14 protein-coding genes are annotated in these 15,886 nt (G+C 37.8%); all 14 read right to left on the bottom strand.

Going from position 1 to position 15,886, the window contains the following annotated elements; all coding sequences use genetic code 11:
* Window positions 1-242 precede the first annotated feature (242 nt).
* Complete coding sequence (locus tag MKY65_RS03710) at window positions 243-401, bottom strand: hypothetical protein (protein ID WP_339182501.1); 159 nt, start codon at window positions 399-401, stop codon at window positions 243-245.
* The gene (locus MKY65_RS03705) at window positions 401-1,150 is read right to left on the bottom strand and encodes a TIM barrel protein (protein WP_339182500.1); all 750 of its coding nucleotides are present in this window, start codon (window positions 1,148-1,150) and stop codon (window positions 401-403) included. Before MKY65_RS03705 ends, MKY65_RS03710 begins: the two co-directional genes overlap by 1 nt.
* Window positions 1,151-1,187: 37 nt before the next feature.
* On the bottom strand, window positions 1,188-2,399 hold the full coding sequence (locus MKY65_RS03700; protein WP_339182499.1) for an MFS transporter: 1,212 nt from the start codon (window positions 2,397-2,399) through the stop codon (window positions 1,188-1,190).
* A gap of 357 nt (window positions 2,400-2,756) precedes the next feature.
* Complete coding sequence (locus MKY65_RS03695; RefSeq protein ID WP_339185101.1) at window positions 2,757-3,698, bottom strand: sugar phosphate isomerase/epimerase; 942 nt, start codon at window positions 3,696-3,698, stop codon at window positions 2,757-2,759.
* Between the two features lie 229 nt (window positions 3,699-3,927).
* On the bottom strand, window positions 3,928-5,124 hold the full coding sequence (locus MKY65_RS03690; protein WP_339182497.1) for a Gfo/Idh/MocA family oxidoreductase: 1,197 nt from the start codon (window positions 5,122-5,124) through the stop codon (window positions 3,928-3,930).
* A 38-nt stretch (window positions 5,125-5,162) separates the two neighbouring features.
* Complete coding sequence (locus MKY65_RS03685) at window positions 5,163-6,584, bottom strand: sugar porter family MFS transporter (RefSeq protein WP_339182495.1); 1,422 nt, start codon at window positions 6,582-6,584, stop codon at window positions 5,163-5,165.
* Window positions 6,585-6,793: 209 nt separating this feature from the next.
* Window positions 6,794-7,657, bottom strand: coding sequence for a sugar phosphate isomerase/epimerase (locus MKY65_RS03680; protein WP_339182493.1), 864 nt, complete (start codon window positions 7,655-7,657; stop codon window positions 6,794-6,796).
* A gap of 327 nt (window positions 7,658-7,984) precedes the next feature.
* On the bottom strand, window positions 7,985-8,917 hold the full coding sequence (locus MKY65_RS03675) for an AraC family transcriptional regulator (RefSeq protein ID WP_339182492.1): 933 nt from the start codon (window positions 8,915-8,917) through the stop codon (window positions 7,985-7,987).
* A gap of 247 nt (window positions 8,918-9,164) precedes the next feature.
* Window positions 9,165-10,031: a sugar phosphate isomerase/epimerase gene (locus MKY65_RS03670; RefSeq protein ID WP_339182491.1), complete on the bottom strand. Its 867-nt coding sequence runs from the start codon at window positions 10,029-10,031 to the stop codon at window positions 9,165-9,167.
* A 53-nt stretch (window positions 10,032-10,084) separates the two neighbouring features.
* Window positions 10,085-11,116 (bottom strand): Gfo/Idh/MocA family oxidoreductase, encoded by a 1,032-nt coding sequence (locus tag MKY65_RS03665; protein WP_339182489.1) that lies wholly within the window; start codon window positions 11,114-11,116, stop codon window positions 10,085-10,087.
* Between the two features lie 620 nt (window positions 11,117-11,736).
* Window positions 11,737-12,651 (bottom strand): AraC family transcriptional regulator, encoded by a 915-nt coding sequence (locus tag MKY65_RS03660; protein WP_339182488.1) that lies wholly within the window; start codon window positions 12,649-12,651, stop codon window positions 11,737-11,739.
* Window positions 12,652-12,866: 215 nt separating this feature from the next.
* On the bottom strand, window positions 12,867-13,808 hold the full coding sequence (locus tag MKY65_RS03655; protein WP_339182486.1) for an aldo/keto reductase: 942 nt from the start codon (window positions 13,806-13,808) through the stop codon (window positions 12,867-12,869).
* Between the two features lie 21 nt (window positions 13,809-13,829).
* Window positions 13,830-14,663 carry a sugar phosphate isomerase/epimerase gene (locus tag MKY65_RS03650; protein WP_339182484.1) on the bottom strand — a complete coding sequence of 278 codons (834 nt, stop codon included), beginning with the start codon at window positions 14,661-14,663 and terminating at the stop codon, window positions 13,830-13,832.
* 413 nt (window positions 14,664-15,076) lie between these two features.
* Complete coding sequence (locus MKY65_RS03645) at window positions 15,077-15,862, bottom strand: sugar phosphate isomerase/epimerase (protein WP_339182482.1); 786 nt, start codon at window positions 15,860-15,862, stop codon at window positions 15,077-15,079.
* Window positions 15,863-15,886 lie beyond the last annotated feature (24 nt).

Below are 15,886 nucleotides of genomic sequence, written 5' to 3'. Positions count from 1 at the left end.
ACTTTCACATCTCCCCCTTTTTAATTGTCTGTTTTTTCACAAAAATACAATTACAGTAATTGTATTTATTTTACATGAATATCATCTAAAAATCTATGCGAAAATGAAGAAGTGTAAAGTAATCTGATACGGTATGATAAATTACTGTAAAAAGCGTATGAATCTGGGCTGGGGGCCTTATTCATACGCTTTATTATAATTACATTGGAAAGCTTGACCTTATTTATTAAACCCAAGTTCTTCTAAAAATGCGACACTTTTTTCACATCGGCTAAACTGCTGCCTGCATTTCGTGGGTCACGCTCCTGCTCAATCGTGATAAACCCTTCATATTTTAATTTTGCGGTCAGTAACCAGTATATTTCTTTATAATCAATAACACCTTCACCTATAGGACACATCACATTTTCCGCACAGGCATCAAAAAAACGGATTTTTTATTCATGACTTGTCGGTAGACATCTATATCAATGTCTTTAAAATGAATATAGTCTACACGATGATATAGCTTTTCCAGCCATTCTATCGGATCCATTTTTGAATAAAGCAGATGGCCCGTATCTAAACAAAGGCCAGCCACTTCATATGGGATATCTTCCGTTAATTTTAAAATTTCATCCGAAAATTCAATGTATCCTCCCGCATGTGGATGCACCACTGCACGAACACCATATTCTTGCGCAGCTTTATTAGCAATTTGGGTAATATGAGAGATCATATTATCCCATGCCTCATCTGATAACCTCTGCGCCTGCTCAGGGTGACCTGCTGCATAATCTCTTTCATCATGGCCCCAATCAATCACAACCAGATAAGGTGTCTTAAACTTTTGATTATCTTGCGCTTGTTCTTGTGGCATCTGCGTGATTAAAGAACAAATATCATCGACTTGCTGAAGCAAGTTAGGCAGATTAGCCACGGAGACAAGATCATCAAAGATAGTTCCTGCTACAATCGTAAGTTCATTTTTTTCCAGTTCTTCTTTTAAAACACTTGTATCAAGCGGGAGATATCCGTAAGGTCCTGTCTCAATCCCTGTAAAACCTGCTAAATACGTTTTTCTTAAAACGTTTTTCCAATCTGGAAGATAAGGGTTTTTAGGATCATCAACTCCCCAACAGCATGGTGCACCCGAAATGTTTATTGTCATGATTCCTTCTGCCTCCAATCGTATAACACTAGTGATTTTAAATCGCATGACGCTTCTTTGAATCTTTATTTCCAAATGAAAGACGAGTAAATATCTTTTCTCTATACCAAATGGCGACAAGCACCGTCGCTACCAGCCCTAATCCGCCTGCAAAATAGAATCCAGATGCAATACCAAACTGCGAATTAACCATTCCTGCTAAAAACGGACCAACAAATATACCTATTGCATAGATAGATTGATATGCCCCCATGGCTGTGGCTCTTTTAGCGGGTTTAATCGATTGGATAGACATCCCCAGCAGTAGCGGAAAAATCATTCCTAAGGAAAAGCCCTGCAATCCCTGAATGACCAAAAAGATACTCTTCAGCTGTGCGAACGGAATAAGCATAGTAGCTATCGTTACCAGCAAAAAGGCAGCCACCAAGGACTTCCCCTCTCCTAAGCGTGGAATAATCACGTTCCCCATAAAAAGCGTTGCAATCGCATGCGGCACCATAAAAGCAGCTACAATCCATGTAATCTCACTCGCTTCAAAACCTGTCTGTAACGCAAAAGTGGATGTAAACCCAAACATGGTCGAGAAAATAATACTATGAGCCAATATGGATAACAGAGACACTTTTAATAGCGACGGTTCGCGGATAATATGTATTAATCCCTTTAGCTTAATGGGCTCAGAGACTTTCTTATTTTTTGGTTCATAAATAAAGAAAGCCAACCCCCACCCAATCACACTGAACACACTGCCAATCCAAAATGGCGCCTTCCATCCCCATTCCTCAACAATATAGCCGCTAAAGCTCATTCCAAGAAATTGAGCCAGCACGACAATAAAAGAAATACTTCCCATTGCTACATGAACCTTATCCTCTGAAAAATAAATAGGATATAAGACGGTAAAAGCAACCCAGGATGCAGCTGCAAGTCCGGCCAGCGCACGTGCAAACAATAACCATCCAGCTCCGTCCATCGTTAGAAAAATAAAACAGCTGAGCATGCTAATAAACATGCCGAAGAGGATAAATGGCTTTCTGGATTTTATGATGTCCGAGGTTATCCCAATTGGCAGCCTAAACAATAATTGGGTTAATCCGTAGCTTCCCAGGATAATTCCGATAAAGGAATATGGAATTCCTGTATGCTCCATATACGGAGATAGGGTTGGAACATACATAAATTGCGGAAACCATAATAAAAACGATACCAGCATAAATAAATTTTTGTTTGTGTTCATTGCTTTTGTCATGGATAACCTACTTTCCATATATATTTCAATAGTTTGCAGATTGCTAATAAATTGGAAGATTTATTAAAAATATACCTTTTCTTTATAACTCATAAATATTCCCTTTAGTTATTCTAAAGGCTCACCTTTTTACTAATCAGCGTGGATAACTTATATCATATCAAAGGGCTTTTTTCCCAACTTCCATCCTGCTTCATCAGAGGAACGTTTTCCTAACGTGTAAAAAAGCTGTCTTATCCATCCAGTTTTTCAACTCGATTTCTAAGAATCAGCTCTTTTGATTGTAATAAGATACCTATACTATGTTGCAGTTCTTGAATGGCATTTTTATCCGGCTTTAGTAAACATACATAATTTTTATTTTATTAATGTTGCTTCCAAAGAATCAATTGACGTACGCAGACCCGCATCCACACTCATCGTTAAATCTTCCATTTCCAGTGAAACATACCCTTCATAGCCTGCCATACTTAGATTAGAGAAAAATTCCTTCCACCATTGCTGATCATGACCACAGCCCACGGCTACATAATTCCAGGTTCTGTCCTTTGTTGCTGTTACCGGAAGCGATTCTAATAGACCATTTACATCAGCTAATCTGCTCTCAATCCGGGCATCCTTTCCATGAACATGATAAATAGCTCCTTCTAGCGGACGAATAGCTGCAATTGGATCAGCACCCATGATAAATAAGTGGGAAGGATCCAAGTTAATCCCAATGATATCTCCAACCGCTTCCCTTAATTTTAACAAAGTGGAAGCACTATAAACTAATTGGCTGGGGAATGCTTCTAATGCAATCTTCTCTATTCCATGCTTTTGAGCATAGTAGGCAAATTCCTTCCACCAGGGAATAGCAACTTCATTCCATTGATATTCTAATACAGAAGGCATGTATTCAGGCCACGAAACAGTAGAAGTAATCCAATTGGGGAATTTATCTTCCGGACCGCCACCAGGCAACCCGCTCATCATTACAATTTTTTTCACACCAAGCTTTTCAGCTAACTCAACCGTCTGATATGCTGTTTTCGTATGCTTTTCTCCTAATTCTCCAGGGCAAAGAGGATTACCAGAGCAATTCAATGCTGCAATTTCAATATTGCGTTGCTTTAATTCCCGTTTAAATTCCTCTAATTTCTTTTCATCTTCCAATAATTCATTTGTAGGAACATGCGGACAAGGAGACCAGCCGCCTGCAGTCATTTCTACTGCTTCTATTCCATACTCCTTCACCTTGTCCAACATATCCGTAAAAGATAAATCGCCCAACACATCCGTACATAACGCTAATTTCATCATTATCTATTATCCCCTTTCAAATGGAAACGGGAAGCAGGTAATCAGCCACCTGCTTCCCGTTTCATCAGCATCCATTCCTGTATCACTATGCATTATCTAATATTTTTTTAAGTTAAAATAGCCTAAACAGCTTGTCGCATAAGGTAAATGCGATACTTCATCTTTCTAACTCAAATGAAAATCTATTACTCGTATGCGCTTCTTCATTTTTCATGACTATTATTAATTATGCATGTACACTTTCTTCTGTTTCATATTCAACCCAAACAGAGCCATTATCAGCGGAACGCACACAATTTTCAATCCACTGAACACCTGCAATACCAGCATCAATATCAGGGTAAATAAGTTTATCTAATGTTGCTTCATCGCCACGGTTTTTCGCGTCAATAGCTACGGCAATTCTTAGATAAATATTTGCCCAGGCATCGGATAATCCTTCTTGATGCAGGGTGCCTAAACGTTCATATTCGCTCGTTAACTCATCTAGATATTCTGTTCCCCGCACCAAGGTTTGGATCGGTTCCCCTTGCACCTCATAACGCAATTCATTGGGTTTACTATCCCACCACTCTAAACTCGCTTTCGAACCAACAATGCGGATACGCTGGCCATCCATACATCCTGCATCCACAGCAGATGTCCACATTCTTCCAACTGCACCATTCTCATAATGCATTAATACGTAAGCGTTATCTTCTAATGGGTAGCGGCTTCCTACAAAGCTTTGGCGGTCACATAATAGCTTTTTGATTTTCATTTCCGGCATAATCAACTGTGACATGTAGTACGTATGCGTGGAAAGATCCCCGAGAACAAAGCTTGGTCCGGCAATTTTGGGATCCACGCGCCATTTTTGCGCTGCATTCTTCTTATCTCCATCACCGGTTGCAGCATAACCATGTGTATACTGTAAATCTACTAAATGAATATCACCGATTTTCCCCTGTTCAATCATGGCACGCATTTGCAGGAGCATGACATTTCCTGAAAAACCATAGGTGACTCCAACAATTAAATCTTTTTCTTCCGCCAATTGTTTGATTTCCACTGCTTCTTTTGTAGTAAAAACTAACGGCTTTTCACAGATTACATGAAGACCGGCATTCAAAGCTGCCATGGTAATTTCATAATGTGTACCATTCGGTGTTGCGATAGAAACAACTTCTATCCCTTCATCCAGTTTAGACTCTTCAGCAAACATTGTCTGGTAGTCCGGATAACAGCGGTCACTATCCACTCCCAGATTCACTCCAAAATCTCTTCCTCGTTCTGCGTCAATATCAAAAGCCCCAGCAACTAAATCATATGTCTTATCTCTTAATGCGCCTGTACGATGTTTGTACCCTACTTGCCCTGTTCTTCCGCCGCCAACCATTCCCCAGCGTAATGGTCTCGTAATTTTATTTTCTCCATTGATCATTTTTACACTCTCCTATACTTTTTATAAATTTTTAATATTTAATTTATTTGATTTTTTAAGTCATCACTTTTCTTACCAGTCCATATCTCTTCAATTTCTTCTAACGATTTATTCTTCGTCTCAGGAACAAACTTCCACATGAAGAAGAAAGCAAACGTACTTATCAGTCCATAAATCAGAAATGCTCCAGGACCAAACATATCATTTAACGGCGGGAATGTAGTAGAAGCTATCCAGTTAGCAGTCCATAATAACATTACTGCAATCGCAACAGCCTGCCCTCTGATTTTATTAGGAAAAATCTCTGAAACCATTACCCAGGCAACAGGTCCCCAAGTCATTTGGAATATAGCAACAAACCCTAGAATAAATATTAATGTACTGACTCCTTCGATTCCTGCAAAGAAAAGGATAGCTACTGCACTTAAGCAAATGGCACAGCCCGCAGAACCGAACATTAATAAGAATTTCCTGCCTTGTCTTTCAATAAGCCAGATAGCAATAAATGAAACGACAATACCTATAGCTCCAACAAGAATCGTTTGCAGCATCGCAGTTGATTGACCTGCACCCAGACTTTCAAAAATACGTGGTGCATAATATAGGATGATATTTATACCTATAAACTGACATAACATCGCAATCGTCATACCAACAATTAAAACGCGTTTACCGTAATATAATAGCCCAACCTTTTCCGTCTTTGTTTCTAATGATATTTTTATATCTTGAAGTGTTTCACTTGCTATTTGTTTGGAACCATTTAATTTTTCCAAGATATTATAAGCTTTATCATAGTCATGGTTTAAAGCCAGATACCTAGGTGTTTCTGGAATAAATAATAGCAGAATAAAGAAAAGTGCTGCTGGAATTAGTTCGGAAGCAAACATAAGCCTCCAGCCTGTATCATTTATCCATGCCGCGGTTTGACCATTAGCAATTCCCCAGTTGACAATATATACAACGGTTTGGCCAAACACAACAGCCATATTATAGATAATTACCATCTTCCCTCGAATATTCGCAGGGCTCATTTCACTAATGTAAACTGGTGCTATCGCTGAAGCTAAGCCAACCCCGACGCCGCCAATTATTCTATAAAAATTAAAAGTAGCCAATAATGCATGACTTGGCTCACCCATTGTGAAAAAGATTAATTCCGGATAAGCTGAACCCAATGCTGATAGAAAGAATAAAATAGCTGCAATAACCAGTGTATTACGCCGTCCTATTTTATTAGATAACAATCCAGAGAGTAATGCACCTAAAATACACCCTATCAATGCACTGGATACTGTAAATCCATGAACTAACGATCCCAACCCCAGACTATCGATCAGATACAATTGTATAGATTGCTCTGCACCAGCAATAACTGCCGTATCATAACCGAAAAGAAGTCCCCCTAAAGAAGCTACCATTGCAACAAATACAATATATGAACGATTATTATTTAACATAACTATCCGATTCTACCTCCTTTTGTATCGTGTCAGACTAATTCTAGCTGTTTTAATAAACCGTCTTTCATCCTTAACAATTACTTCGAAACTAACCAAGTTCACTCGTTTCTAGCTGTTTTTAGCAGTGAATATTTGCGCTTCCGACAGATTCTGAAATTACTCTTGTAACGGTGCATCTAATTTTCTTCCTGGCAGTTTTTAAATAGTTAAAGGTTTAGGCCTTCTTTAATAGATTTTAACGTTAATTCATTGGACCACTCCGGCCGATCCGGATATGCAAACACAGCATTTGTAACGATACCATCAAACTTCATTTCTCTTAATTTCTTATATAGCGCATCAAAATTGATTTCTCCTTCACCAGGATTTAAATGCTGGTGAATCGTTACATTGGCACCGGGAGGATTGATAATATAACGAAGTCCAAACGCCGCTTTATGATTTAGCGTATCTGCAATGAGTACATGGTCAAGCAAGTCGCCAGCTTCCTCCAAATGTTGCTCCACGTCTCCAATGCCATCATCATAGAAGAAAGCATGCGGGACAGAATAGACCAGCTTAATCCAATCTTTATCTAATGCACGAATCATACGGACTGCTTCCGTATTCAGTTCAATGAAATCATGCGGATGCGATTGAATATTTAACCTGATTCCTTCTTTTTCAAAAAGAGGCGTCAGCTCTTCCATTGATTTCACAAATGCAGCTTCACTTTCTGTCGGGCGGGTTTTATCTCCGGCAAATTCTGTATTCATCAAATCAACATCCAGCTCAGAGGTTATTTCGATACAGCGCTTCCAATTTCTAACCGCTGCTTCCCTTACTTCTTCGATTGGAGAAGACCATTGCTGTACAGGAAGTACCGATGAAATTTTCACTCCAGCATCAGAGCAATATCTCTTTAAATCTTTAATCATCTGCTTATCCACTTTCGGATATTGGTTAAACCAAATAAAATCTTGTCGTGGAGAAAGCTCCACATATTCATAACCTAATCGGGCAACATTCTCAATTGTATCTCTCAGGCTGGTATTATCACGGTAATGTGACGGATCGTATGCTAAACGCATGATATTCATCTCCTTTTTATTTTTTAACCCAATTAAAGCGCTATCATTTTGAATCTGATTCTAATTAAAAATTTTCTTTCCACTCTTTTTTTAAATGGGTGGTTGCTAACTTACCTGCTGATATGCATTATTTACTGATTCGAATCAATTGAATACCATAAAGTAATCAATATGTAACCAGAAGATAATTGATAGTTGTAATTATAAGACAATGATTGATGAATGTCTTTGTCTTATCCAGACGACTTTTTATTATTTTTGGATTTTAAAGACAGGAAACCCCTCTTACTTCTTTCTATACGAAATACAAGATCAAGAGGTAATCTATTAATCATCTGTATATATAATTTTTTCAGAGTCCATATAAAGCGCCCGAAAACGTCCGGGAGGCTGTCGCATTGCATCAGTAAAAACCCTTGTAAAATAATGTACATCGAGGTAACCTGTTTCTCTGGCAATATCTTTAATAGTTAAATCCGTTGTTTTCAGCAGTGTTGCTGCTTGGTTAATTCGCTCTTTTTGAACAAATTTCGAAAAATTAATTCCTAGCTCTGATACAAATAACCGTGATAAATGCCGGCCAGATATGTGTAGATGATTCGCAACATGTGAAAGCTTTAAGTCATTCGCTAAATTATCTTTAATAAATAATTTAGCCTGAGCTAACAAAGATGAAGTATTTTCAGATATATTTGCTTGACTATTGGCTTGCGGATTGGGAATAAACATTTCCAACAAAGAGTGTATAAGGGAGGCTGCTAAATTAGGTAATATATATTCAAAAAAATTATTTTTGGTTTTAATCGATTCGATAAGTAAAGCTTTCCAGAGTAAATTAGCTGTTGTATCTTCTTTCACCTCAATAACAGACTGCTGGCATTGCTTCACCTTCTCCATCATATTTATCCATTCATTACTAGATTCTGATTCGATTAATTCAAATGCAACATATACGAGTGCCAATCCCTTTTCGCTTCGTATTTGATGTAAGATTTCTGGTTTTGAAATAAATAGAATATCCTTTTGCAGTGTATATACACAATCTTTTTCCATATAAGTTCCTTTTCCATCAATTACATAACATATCTCAAAAAAGGAATGTTTATGCAGAGAATTATCATAATGCTTTGGTACAACACCCCAATAATGAACATGAAACGTTGCTCCGTCTTGCACCAAATGATGAGCGCTTTGATTTAACACCTTTCTCCCCGAAACAAATCTGTGTAAATTCAAATAATACTCCCCCTCCAGGTTCATTTCAAATACATTTCTTGATATAAAAGGAAACTTCATTCATTGGGAGTTTGCACGATTCTCTCACAATTCAGGTCCATAACAACATCTTTTTCCATTAACCGGTACATAGCTCACGGATTAGACTATAGCGCTGCGATTACTCGTCTCATTTTATAAGGGTAATATCAAGCATACAAACTGTTATGTATACCTGATATTACGGAGTAAACATCTATATCTCTAACCTTCTATTTTTACATGCTATTTATTAATCCAAATGTAAACCCTCTTTAATAGATTTCAAGGTTAATTCATTAGACCACTCTGGACGATCCGGATATGCAAATACTGCATTTGTCACAATCCCATCAAACTTCATTTCTCTTAATTTCTTATATAGCGCATCAAAATTGATTTCACCCTCGCCAGGATTTAAGTGCTGATGAATCGTTACATTCGCACCGGGAGGATTGATAATATAACGCAGTCCAAACGCGGCTTTATGATTCAGCGTGTCTGCAATGAGTACATGGTCAAGCAAGTCGCCTGCCTCCTCTAGATGCTGTTCTACATCTCCAATCCCATCATCATAGAAGAAAGCATGCGGTACAGAATAAACCAGCTTGATCCAATCTTTATCTAACGCACGAATCATACGGACTGCTTCCGTATTCAGTTCAATAAAATCATGCGGATGCGATTGGATATTTAACCGGATTCCTTCTTTTTCAAAAAGAGGCATCAATTCATCCATTGATTTCACGAATGCTGCTTCACTGTCTGTCGGACGTGTTTTATCTCCGGCAAATTCTGTATTCATCAAATCGACACCTAATTCAGAGGTGATTTCGATACAACGCTTCCAATTTCTAACTGCTGCTTCTCTTACTTCTTCTACAGGAGAAGACCATTGTTGAACAGGAAGTACCGATGAAATTTTCACGCCGGCATCGGAGCAATATCTCTTTAAATCTTTGATTAACTGCTTATCGACTTTCGGATATTGATTGAACCAGATAAAATCCTCCCGCGGGGAAAGCTCCACATACTCATAACCTAACCGGGCAACATTCTCAATCGTATCTCTTAAATTTGTATTATCACGATAATGTGATGGATCATAAGCTAAACGCATCCTATTCATCTCCTTTAAAAAATTTGTCTGATACTATTTTTGTTTCATCACCCTTAAACAGTATGTTCTGCTTTAGAACCTTGATAAAAAGCTGGCTGTTCGGGCATTTCTATTGGAACGATTTTCCCTGTTTGTTTCGCTTCTATACTCGCATCTGTTGTCACTGCTACGACATAACCATCCCATGCTGACGGGCCATGTACCTCACCGTTGACCGTAGAATTAATCCACTCTTGTAATTCAACATCATACGCTTCGATAAAACGTTCTTTCCAATTTACTAGAATGTCAGTGGAAAGCTTGGCTTGACTGCGCATTTGAAGGCTAGGCGGTTCCGGTAAATTAGCTATGCCCGTCTCCCCGACAACCTGACATTGGATATCATATCCATATTGACAGTTAACAAAAATCTCCGTATCGATACGAATCCCTTTTTTCGTTTCTAATAATATAATAATCGGGTCTTGCAGCCCTTCTTCAGCAAGGTTTGTTCTTCTTGGCTGGATAACCTGTGTAGAAACATAATCATCCTGAATCAGCCATCTCAGCACATCAATTTCATGCACAAACGAATCCGTAATTGCCATATCGCCGCTAAAATTTGTAACAGAAGGTGCTCTGTGTGCACAATGCAGCATCAACGGCTCACCAACCTTGTTATTATCGACAGCCTGTTTCAATGTACGATATCCTTTATCATATCGTCTCATAAAACCTACCTGTACCAGTTGTTTTCCATATTCCATTTCAGCTTCCACTATTTTCTTACAGCCCTCCGCTGTTGTCGCGAGCGGTTTCTCACAAAATACAGGCTTTCCAGCTGCAATAGAGGCTAACACAAACTCTTCATGAGTTGGCCCCCAAGATGTGACGATGACGGCATCTACTTCATCCGCTTGAATCAAATCATGACCATTATCGTACACTTTCGCCTGCAGACTTTCGCGTTCCACAACTGCATGTGCCTGTTCACTATTTACATCGGTTACAGCGACAATCTCTCCTCCTGTCAGAGAGTGTGTAATTCTATGAATATGATCCTGTCCAATTGCTCCTGTTCCGATAACACCTATTCTTAAAACCATAAAAGTTACCTGCCCTTCCTTTATTGGATTAACATACGGATTACTTTTTAGAAGCATCACTTATTCAATCTGTTGAATGCGTTTTCTTTTCATAGAAGAATGAAGCTCGCTCTACTTACAAACAAATGGATACCCTTCTGTTTCTAAAGACTTATAGAAACAGAAATAATCATAGCTTTCCAATGATAAGTAATGCATTCCTTTTGTACAGCGTATATTACATTTTTTGAAACCGGTTACCATTTCAAAAATAATTAATAAATAACCAAAATATACCCATGAAGTAATCATGTATATTGGTATATTATAGAGAAAGATATTTAAATTGTATTTGCATAATTCAGCCATTTTTTTGCATTTTCAGGACATGGCTAGGAGGGCAGTTCAAGGTTAGTAAAGAAATATCTGGCATTCGGAGGATATATTTCGCCGGTAAAAGAAAATCATTAATTATTTCTTTCCTATCCAAAGGAATATAGGCCAGTACTTTTTCAAAATCAAAATATATTTGAAGCATTCACTTCATTTCATTAAAAAACTCTTTTCCAGTTTTTATATTAGGAAAGAGTTTTTTAATACATGTATATATTGTTTTAGGGAAGATTTTGTATTTACCTTATTCAGCCTTCCTTAAATTCAGATTCCACCGTCCCCTGATATATTTTTCTATATTTCGCCGGAGGAGTTCGTATAATCTGCGTAAATACTTTTGTAAAATAATGCAGACTGGAAAATCCACATGCCGTCGCGATATCTTTAATCGACATCTTGGTTCCTCGTAAATATTCCGTAGCTAAGCTCAGACGCTCCTCCTGTAAAATCTCTGTAAATGTCTTGCCCGTCTCCTCTCTGATCAACCGGGACAAATGGCGCTTCGAAACATAGAAGTCATCGGCAACCTCTGATATTTTGAGATTTTTTTGCAGATTATCCTTTATATAAAGATTCACTCGATAAACTAAAACCTTTCTTTCATCAAAATCATCATCATTATCTTTTAAACTGGATTCCTGTTTAGGTAACGGGTAAAAGGAGTCGAATATAGCAGGCAGTAAATTAGAAGCAAGCTTTTTAAGCATATCTTCTTTCCATCGATGTTCTACATCTATCGCAGACTGATAGAGCGCGTTCCACAAATAAGCATGTATCGTTTCTTCTTGCGAATGGATGACAGGCTGCGCTTGTTGCTGCAAATCTTGTATATAATTTCTCCATTCCTTAGTTGATTCACTTTCTTTTAATTCAAATGCAAAATATAAAATCTTCATCCCTTGCTCGCTAAAGAGTTGGTGTTCCTGATTAGGCCGCGTCAAAATAAGGGAATGCGGAGACAGCGGGTAACTTACCTCTCTTTCCTGGTATTCTCCAGTCCCGCCAAGTACATAAGATACCTCAAAAAAGCTGTGTACATGCGCTTTTGTGCCAAAATGACGCTGCCACCCGCCCCAGTAATAAACTCGAAATTCTGCTCCATAGATCGAAATGGAAGTAACATATTTATTTAAATCTTTTTTTCCTTCAAATAGATTTTTCATCCTTTTATACAACCTTTCCCATGCAGTTATAAAGCTCTGGAGCATCTTATAAAAAGATAAGAAGCTTTTTAACAGCAGCCGGAATCAAGCGTTGTCAAGCATATTTAGATATCATCCAATTCATATTAATAACAAGCTTTTTATCCCATCGTGTAAGAACAAACAGAGGCTGTCACCTAAATAATAAGTAACAGCCATTCATTTCATGCGGCAGCTTACAAAGCGAAAATATCACTGATCGCTTTATACTCTTCATCTGAAATAGCAACATCTAATGTTTGCAGATTATTTTGCACTTGCGAGCCGTTCTTTGCTCCAGGAATAACAACATCGATGGCATCATTAGCCAAATACCAGGCTAATACTAGATGAGGGATTTCCACCTGTTTAGCTGCAGCAATCTCTCGCAGCTTCTCCACCCTAGCAAGATTCTTCCGGAAGGACTCTCCCTGAAAATGGTCAAAACCATTGCGTAAATCCCCTTCTGGAAACGTCGTATTTTTATCGTATTTTCCAGCGAGCAACCCAGAAGCAAGCGGAAAGAATGGAATAAAGGAGATGTCATTTTCTTTCGTATAATCAAAAAATGTTTGCTCCGCATCTCTTTGAATCAAATTATATAAATCTTGGACGACATCCACATATCCGTCTTTGTTTGCCTCTTTTAACTGATCCAATGAAAAATTGGAAACACCGATAGAACGAATTTTTCCTGCATCCTTCAATTCTTTCAATGCACCAACCGCCTCATCCTTAGGCGTATTTTCATCCGGATTGTGGATATAAAATAAATCAATATAATCTGTTTGCATACGCTTTAATGCATCATCTACAGCTTGCTTTAAAAATGCCGGAGAATTATCAAACTGCACCTGTCCATCTACAAACTTATGAGCAGCCTTTGTGGCGATGACTACTTCTTGACGTTTGCCCATGTCTTTCACGACTTTTCCTACTAACTCTTCCGAATACCCCGGTCCATAGATAAAAGCAGTATCTAAAAAATCTACACCATGATTAATGGCATCCCGAACCATGTCCATTCCTTGTTCATCCTTGAGATTCGGATATAGGTTATGACCTCCAACTGCATTGGTTCCTAATCCTATTGGGTTAACAACTAAATCTGTTTTTGCGATCTGCACTTTTTGTACCATGTGTATTCCTCCTCATCTAATCTATGAATGAATGCTAGCTGCGATAGATTTCAGTGTCGTTTCTTTCGCTGTTCGAATCACTTCATCCGCAGGCATTTGATAATACTCCGGACGGAACAATTCAACAGAGACAATATCTTCTTTATAACCAATCTCTTTTACTGTCTGCAGCAGCTTCTCCAGATCAATGACACCTTCACCCGGCCAAACACGATGCTCGTCTCGAAGCACTCCGACTGGGTAATTCTCTGTATCATCGATATGTAAAATAAAGATTTTCTCTCCATCCGCCTTCTTCAGAAATTCAAAATCTGAATTCATTGCATGAAAGTGAAAACAGTCAAAAACTAACCCGACACTTTTTCTGTCTACCGTATCAATAATATCATAAGCCTGTTCAAAGGTATTAATTGTACATTCCGGATGCCCAACAAATTCCAATGCCACCTTCACATCTTGTACTTCTGCTATATCCGCGAATTGGTTCAACATGTTGACTGCACTCATTTTAATATCTTCCTTAAGAAGTGCCTGATCAGTTACTAATGGCACTACGACCACATAAGCAGCTCCCAGCTTACTTGCATTATCTACCATCGTTTTAAATTCTTCGATGACTTGTTCCTCGTCCTCGCGGTTATTAAAATATACCAGCGCATTCAAAGCAATTGGTTTAATATGATGGTTTTGGAAATAATCTTGTAATTCTCCCATCGAATGCTCCTGCAAATATTCCGGCAATTTATCCATCGTGCGTATTTCGATATAATCGTAGCCATGCTTCTCACAGTATTCGAGATCCTTGGCAAGATTTGAATTCTCTAATGTTGTTGCTTGGTTATAGCAGAGTTTCATTTTTTTCATCCTCCTTGTAGATAATAGGCGTCCTATCACATGTTTGCTTTGTATTGATGTATGCCTTTCATTAAAGCGCTTGCATTATTTTTGGAAATATAATGCAACCTGTGAATGATTGCAATAAGTTACTATTATCTTCTTGTGAATTTATTGTTATATTTTTCAGTCTAAATTAAGGAAGAGGATAAATATTTATAATTTGATGCCTATCTTTTGTATTATGGAGACAATATTGATTAAATAATATCCATTCCATTTAAAAAGCGTATGAACTTAAGTAACGATACACTTAGTTCATACGCTTTTTATTATTAATACATTTGAAACGTTTCTTTCTATTTTGTCGAACCCTTCAATTTCTTAAAATTGAGATGTTGTACTTTTTTATATAAATCTTCTAAAACAATTATTTACAGTTGTTCCTGTAATTCAAGTAAATTATTAAAACTAATTTGATAGCTTTCCATCATCCCACCATCTAAAAAACTGCGATCTTGTTCTACTACATACCATTCCGTACCATTCGCCTCACCCCATTGTAATATTGGAACAAAGTCAATAATTCCTGTTCCAATCTCAGCTAAAGATTCAGGGTAAGTTAATCTCTTATCTGATTTTATATCTTTCAAGTGCAAGATAGGCATTTTTTCTGGAAATCGTTTAATCACAGACAGCGGATCAATTTCAGCATATTGAACCCAGTACGTATCTACTTCAGGATAAATAAAACAGTTTCCCTCAGGCATCATCAAATAATTATAGGCAGTACGATTGTCAACTTTTGATAAAAATTCAAATTCATGGTTGTGATAGCCCACTCGAAATCCTAGACTATTGAGTCGCATAGCCAAATCAAGCAATGAACTCTTTACATATCTATATCCTTCTTCATTTTGTAATTCTTCAGGTAACGAATTGCAAAAAATATCTTTTGTACCAAACAATAATCCTTCATATATTACTTTATCTGTATCATTAAGCATTCTGTCAAGTGAGACATGCATTCCAGCTACTCTCATTCCTGTCTCTTTAAGTACTGCAGCAATATGTTCTGCACTATTACCACGAAGCCCATCTATCTGAACAGCTTGCCATCCCATTTTTCGCAGCTCTCGTATAGTTCCACCGAAGTCCTCTTCAAGCTCACGTCTGAATGAATATAATTCCACAGCAAACTTATTGCGAATATCTTTCAATTTAGTCACCTCATTTTTTCTATA

The sequence above is a fragment of the Oceanobacillus sp. FSL W7-1293 genome (assembly GCF_037969815.1).
GTDB lineage: Bacteria > Bacillota > Bacilli > Bacillales > Amphibacillaceae > Oceanobacillus > Oceanobacillus oncorhynchi.
This window is presented reverse-complemented; position numbering and strand designations above follow the sequence as displayed.

Bases quoted from the DNA above. Each gene is read 5' to 3' on its own strand.
- MKY65_RS03710 (WP_339182501.1), bottom strand. From the start codon at position 401: ATGTGTCCTATAGGTGAAGGTGTTATTGATTATAAAGAAATATACTGG.
- MKY65_RS03705 (WP_339182500.1), bottom strand. From the start codon at position 1,150: ATGACAATAAACATTTCGGGTGCACCATGCTGTTGGGGAGTTGATGAT.
- MKY65_RS03700 (WP_339182499.1), bottom strand. From the start codon at position 2,399: ATGACAAAAGCAATGAACACAAACAAAAATTTATTTATGCTGGTATCG.
- MKY65_RS03695 (WP_339185101.1), bottom strand. From the start codon at position 3,698: ATGAAATTAGCGTTATGTACGGATGTGTTGGGCGATTTATCTTTTACG.
- MKY65_RS03690 (WP_339182497.1), bottom strand. From the start codon at position 5,124: ATGATCAATGGAGAAAATAAAATTACGAGACCATTACGCTGGGGAATG.
- MKY65_RS03685 (WP_339182495.1), bottom strand. From the start codon at position 6,584: ATGTTAAATAATAATCGTTCATATATTGTATTTGTTGCAATGGTAGCT.
- MKY65_RS03680 (WP_339182493.1), bottom strand. From the start codon at position 7,657: ATGCGTTTAGCATACGATCCGTCACATTACCGTGATAATACCAGCCTG.
- MKY65_RS03675 (WP_339182492.1), bottom strand. From the start codon at position 8,917: ATGAACCTGGAGGGGGAGTATTATTTGAATTTACACAGATTTGTTTCG.
- MKY65_RS03670 (WP_339182491.1), bottom strand. From the start codon at position 10,031: ATGCGTTTAGCTTATGATCCATCACATTATCGTGATAATACAAATTTA.
- MKY65_RS03665 (WP_339182489.1), bottom strand. From the start codon at position 11,116: ATGGTTTTAAGAATAGGTGTTATCGGAACAGGAGCAATTGGACAGGAT.
- MKY65_RS03660 (WP_339182488.1), bottom strand. From the start codon at position 12,651: ATGAAAAATCTATTTGAAGGAAAAAAAGATTTAAATAAATATGTTACT.
- MKY65_RS03655 (WP_339182486.1), bottom strand. From the start codon at position 13,808: ATGGTACAAAAAGTGCAGATCGCAAAAACAGATTTAGTTGTTAACCCA.
- MKY65_RS03650 (WP_339182484.1), bottom strand. From the start codon at position 14,663: ATGAAACTCTGCTATAACCAAGCAACAACATTAGAGAATTCAAATCTT.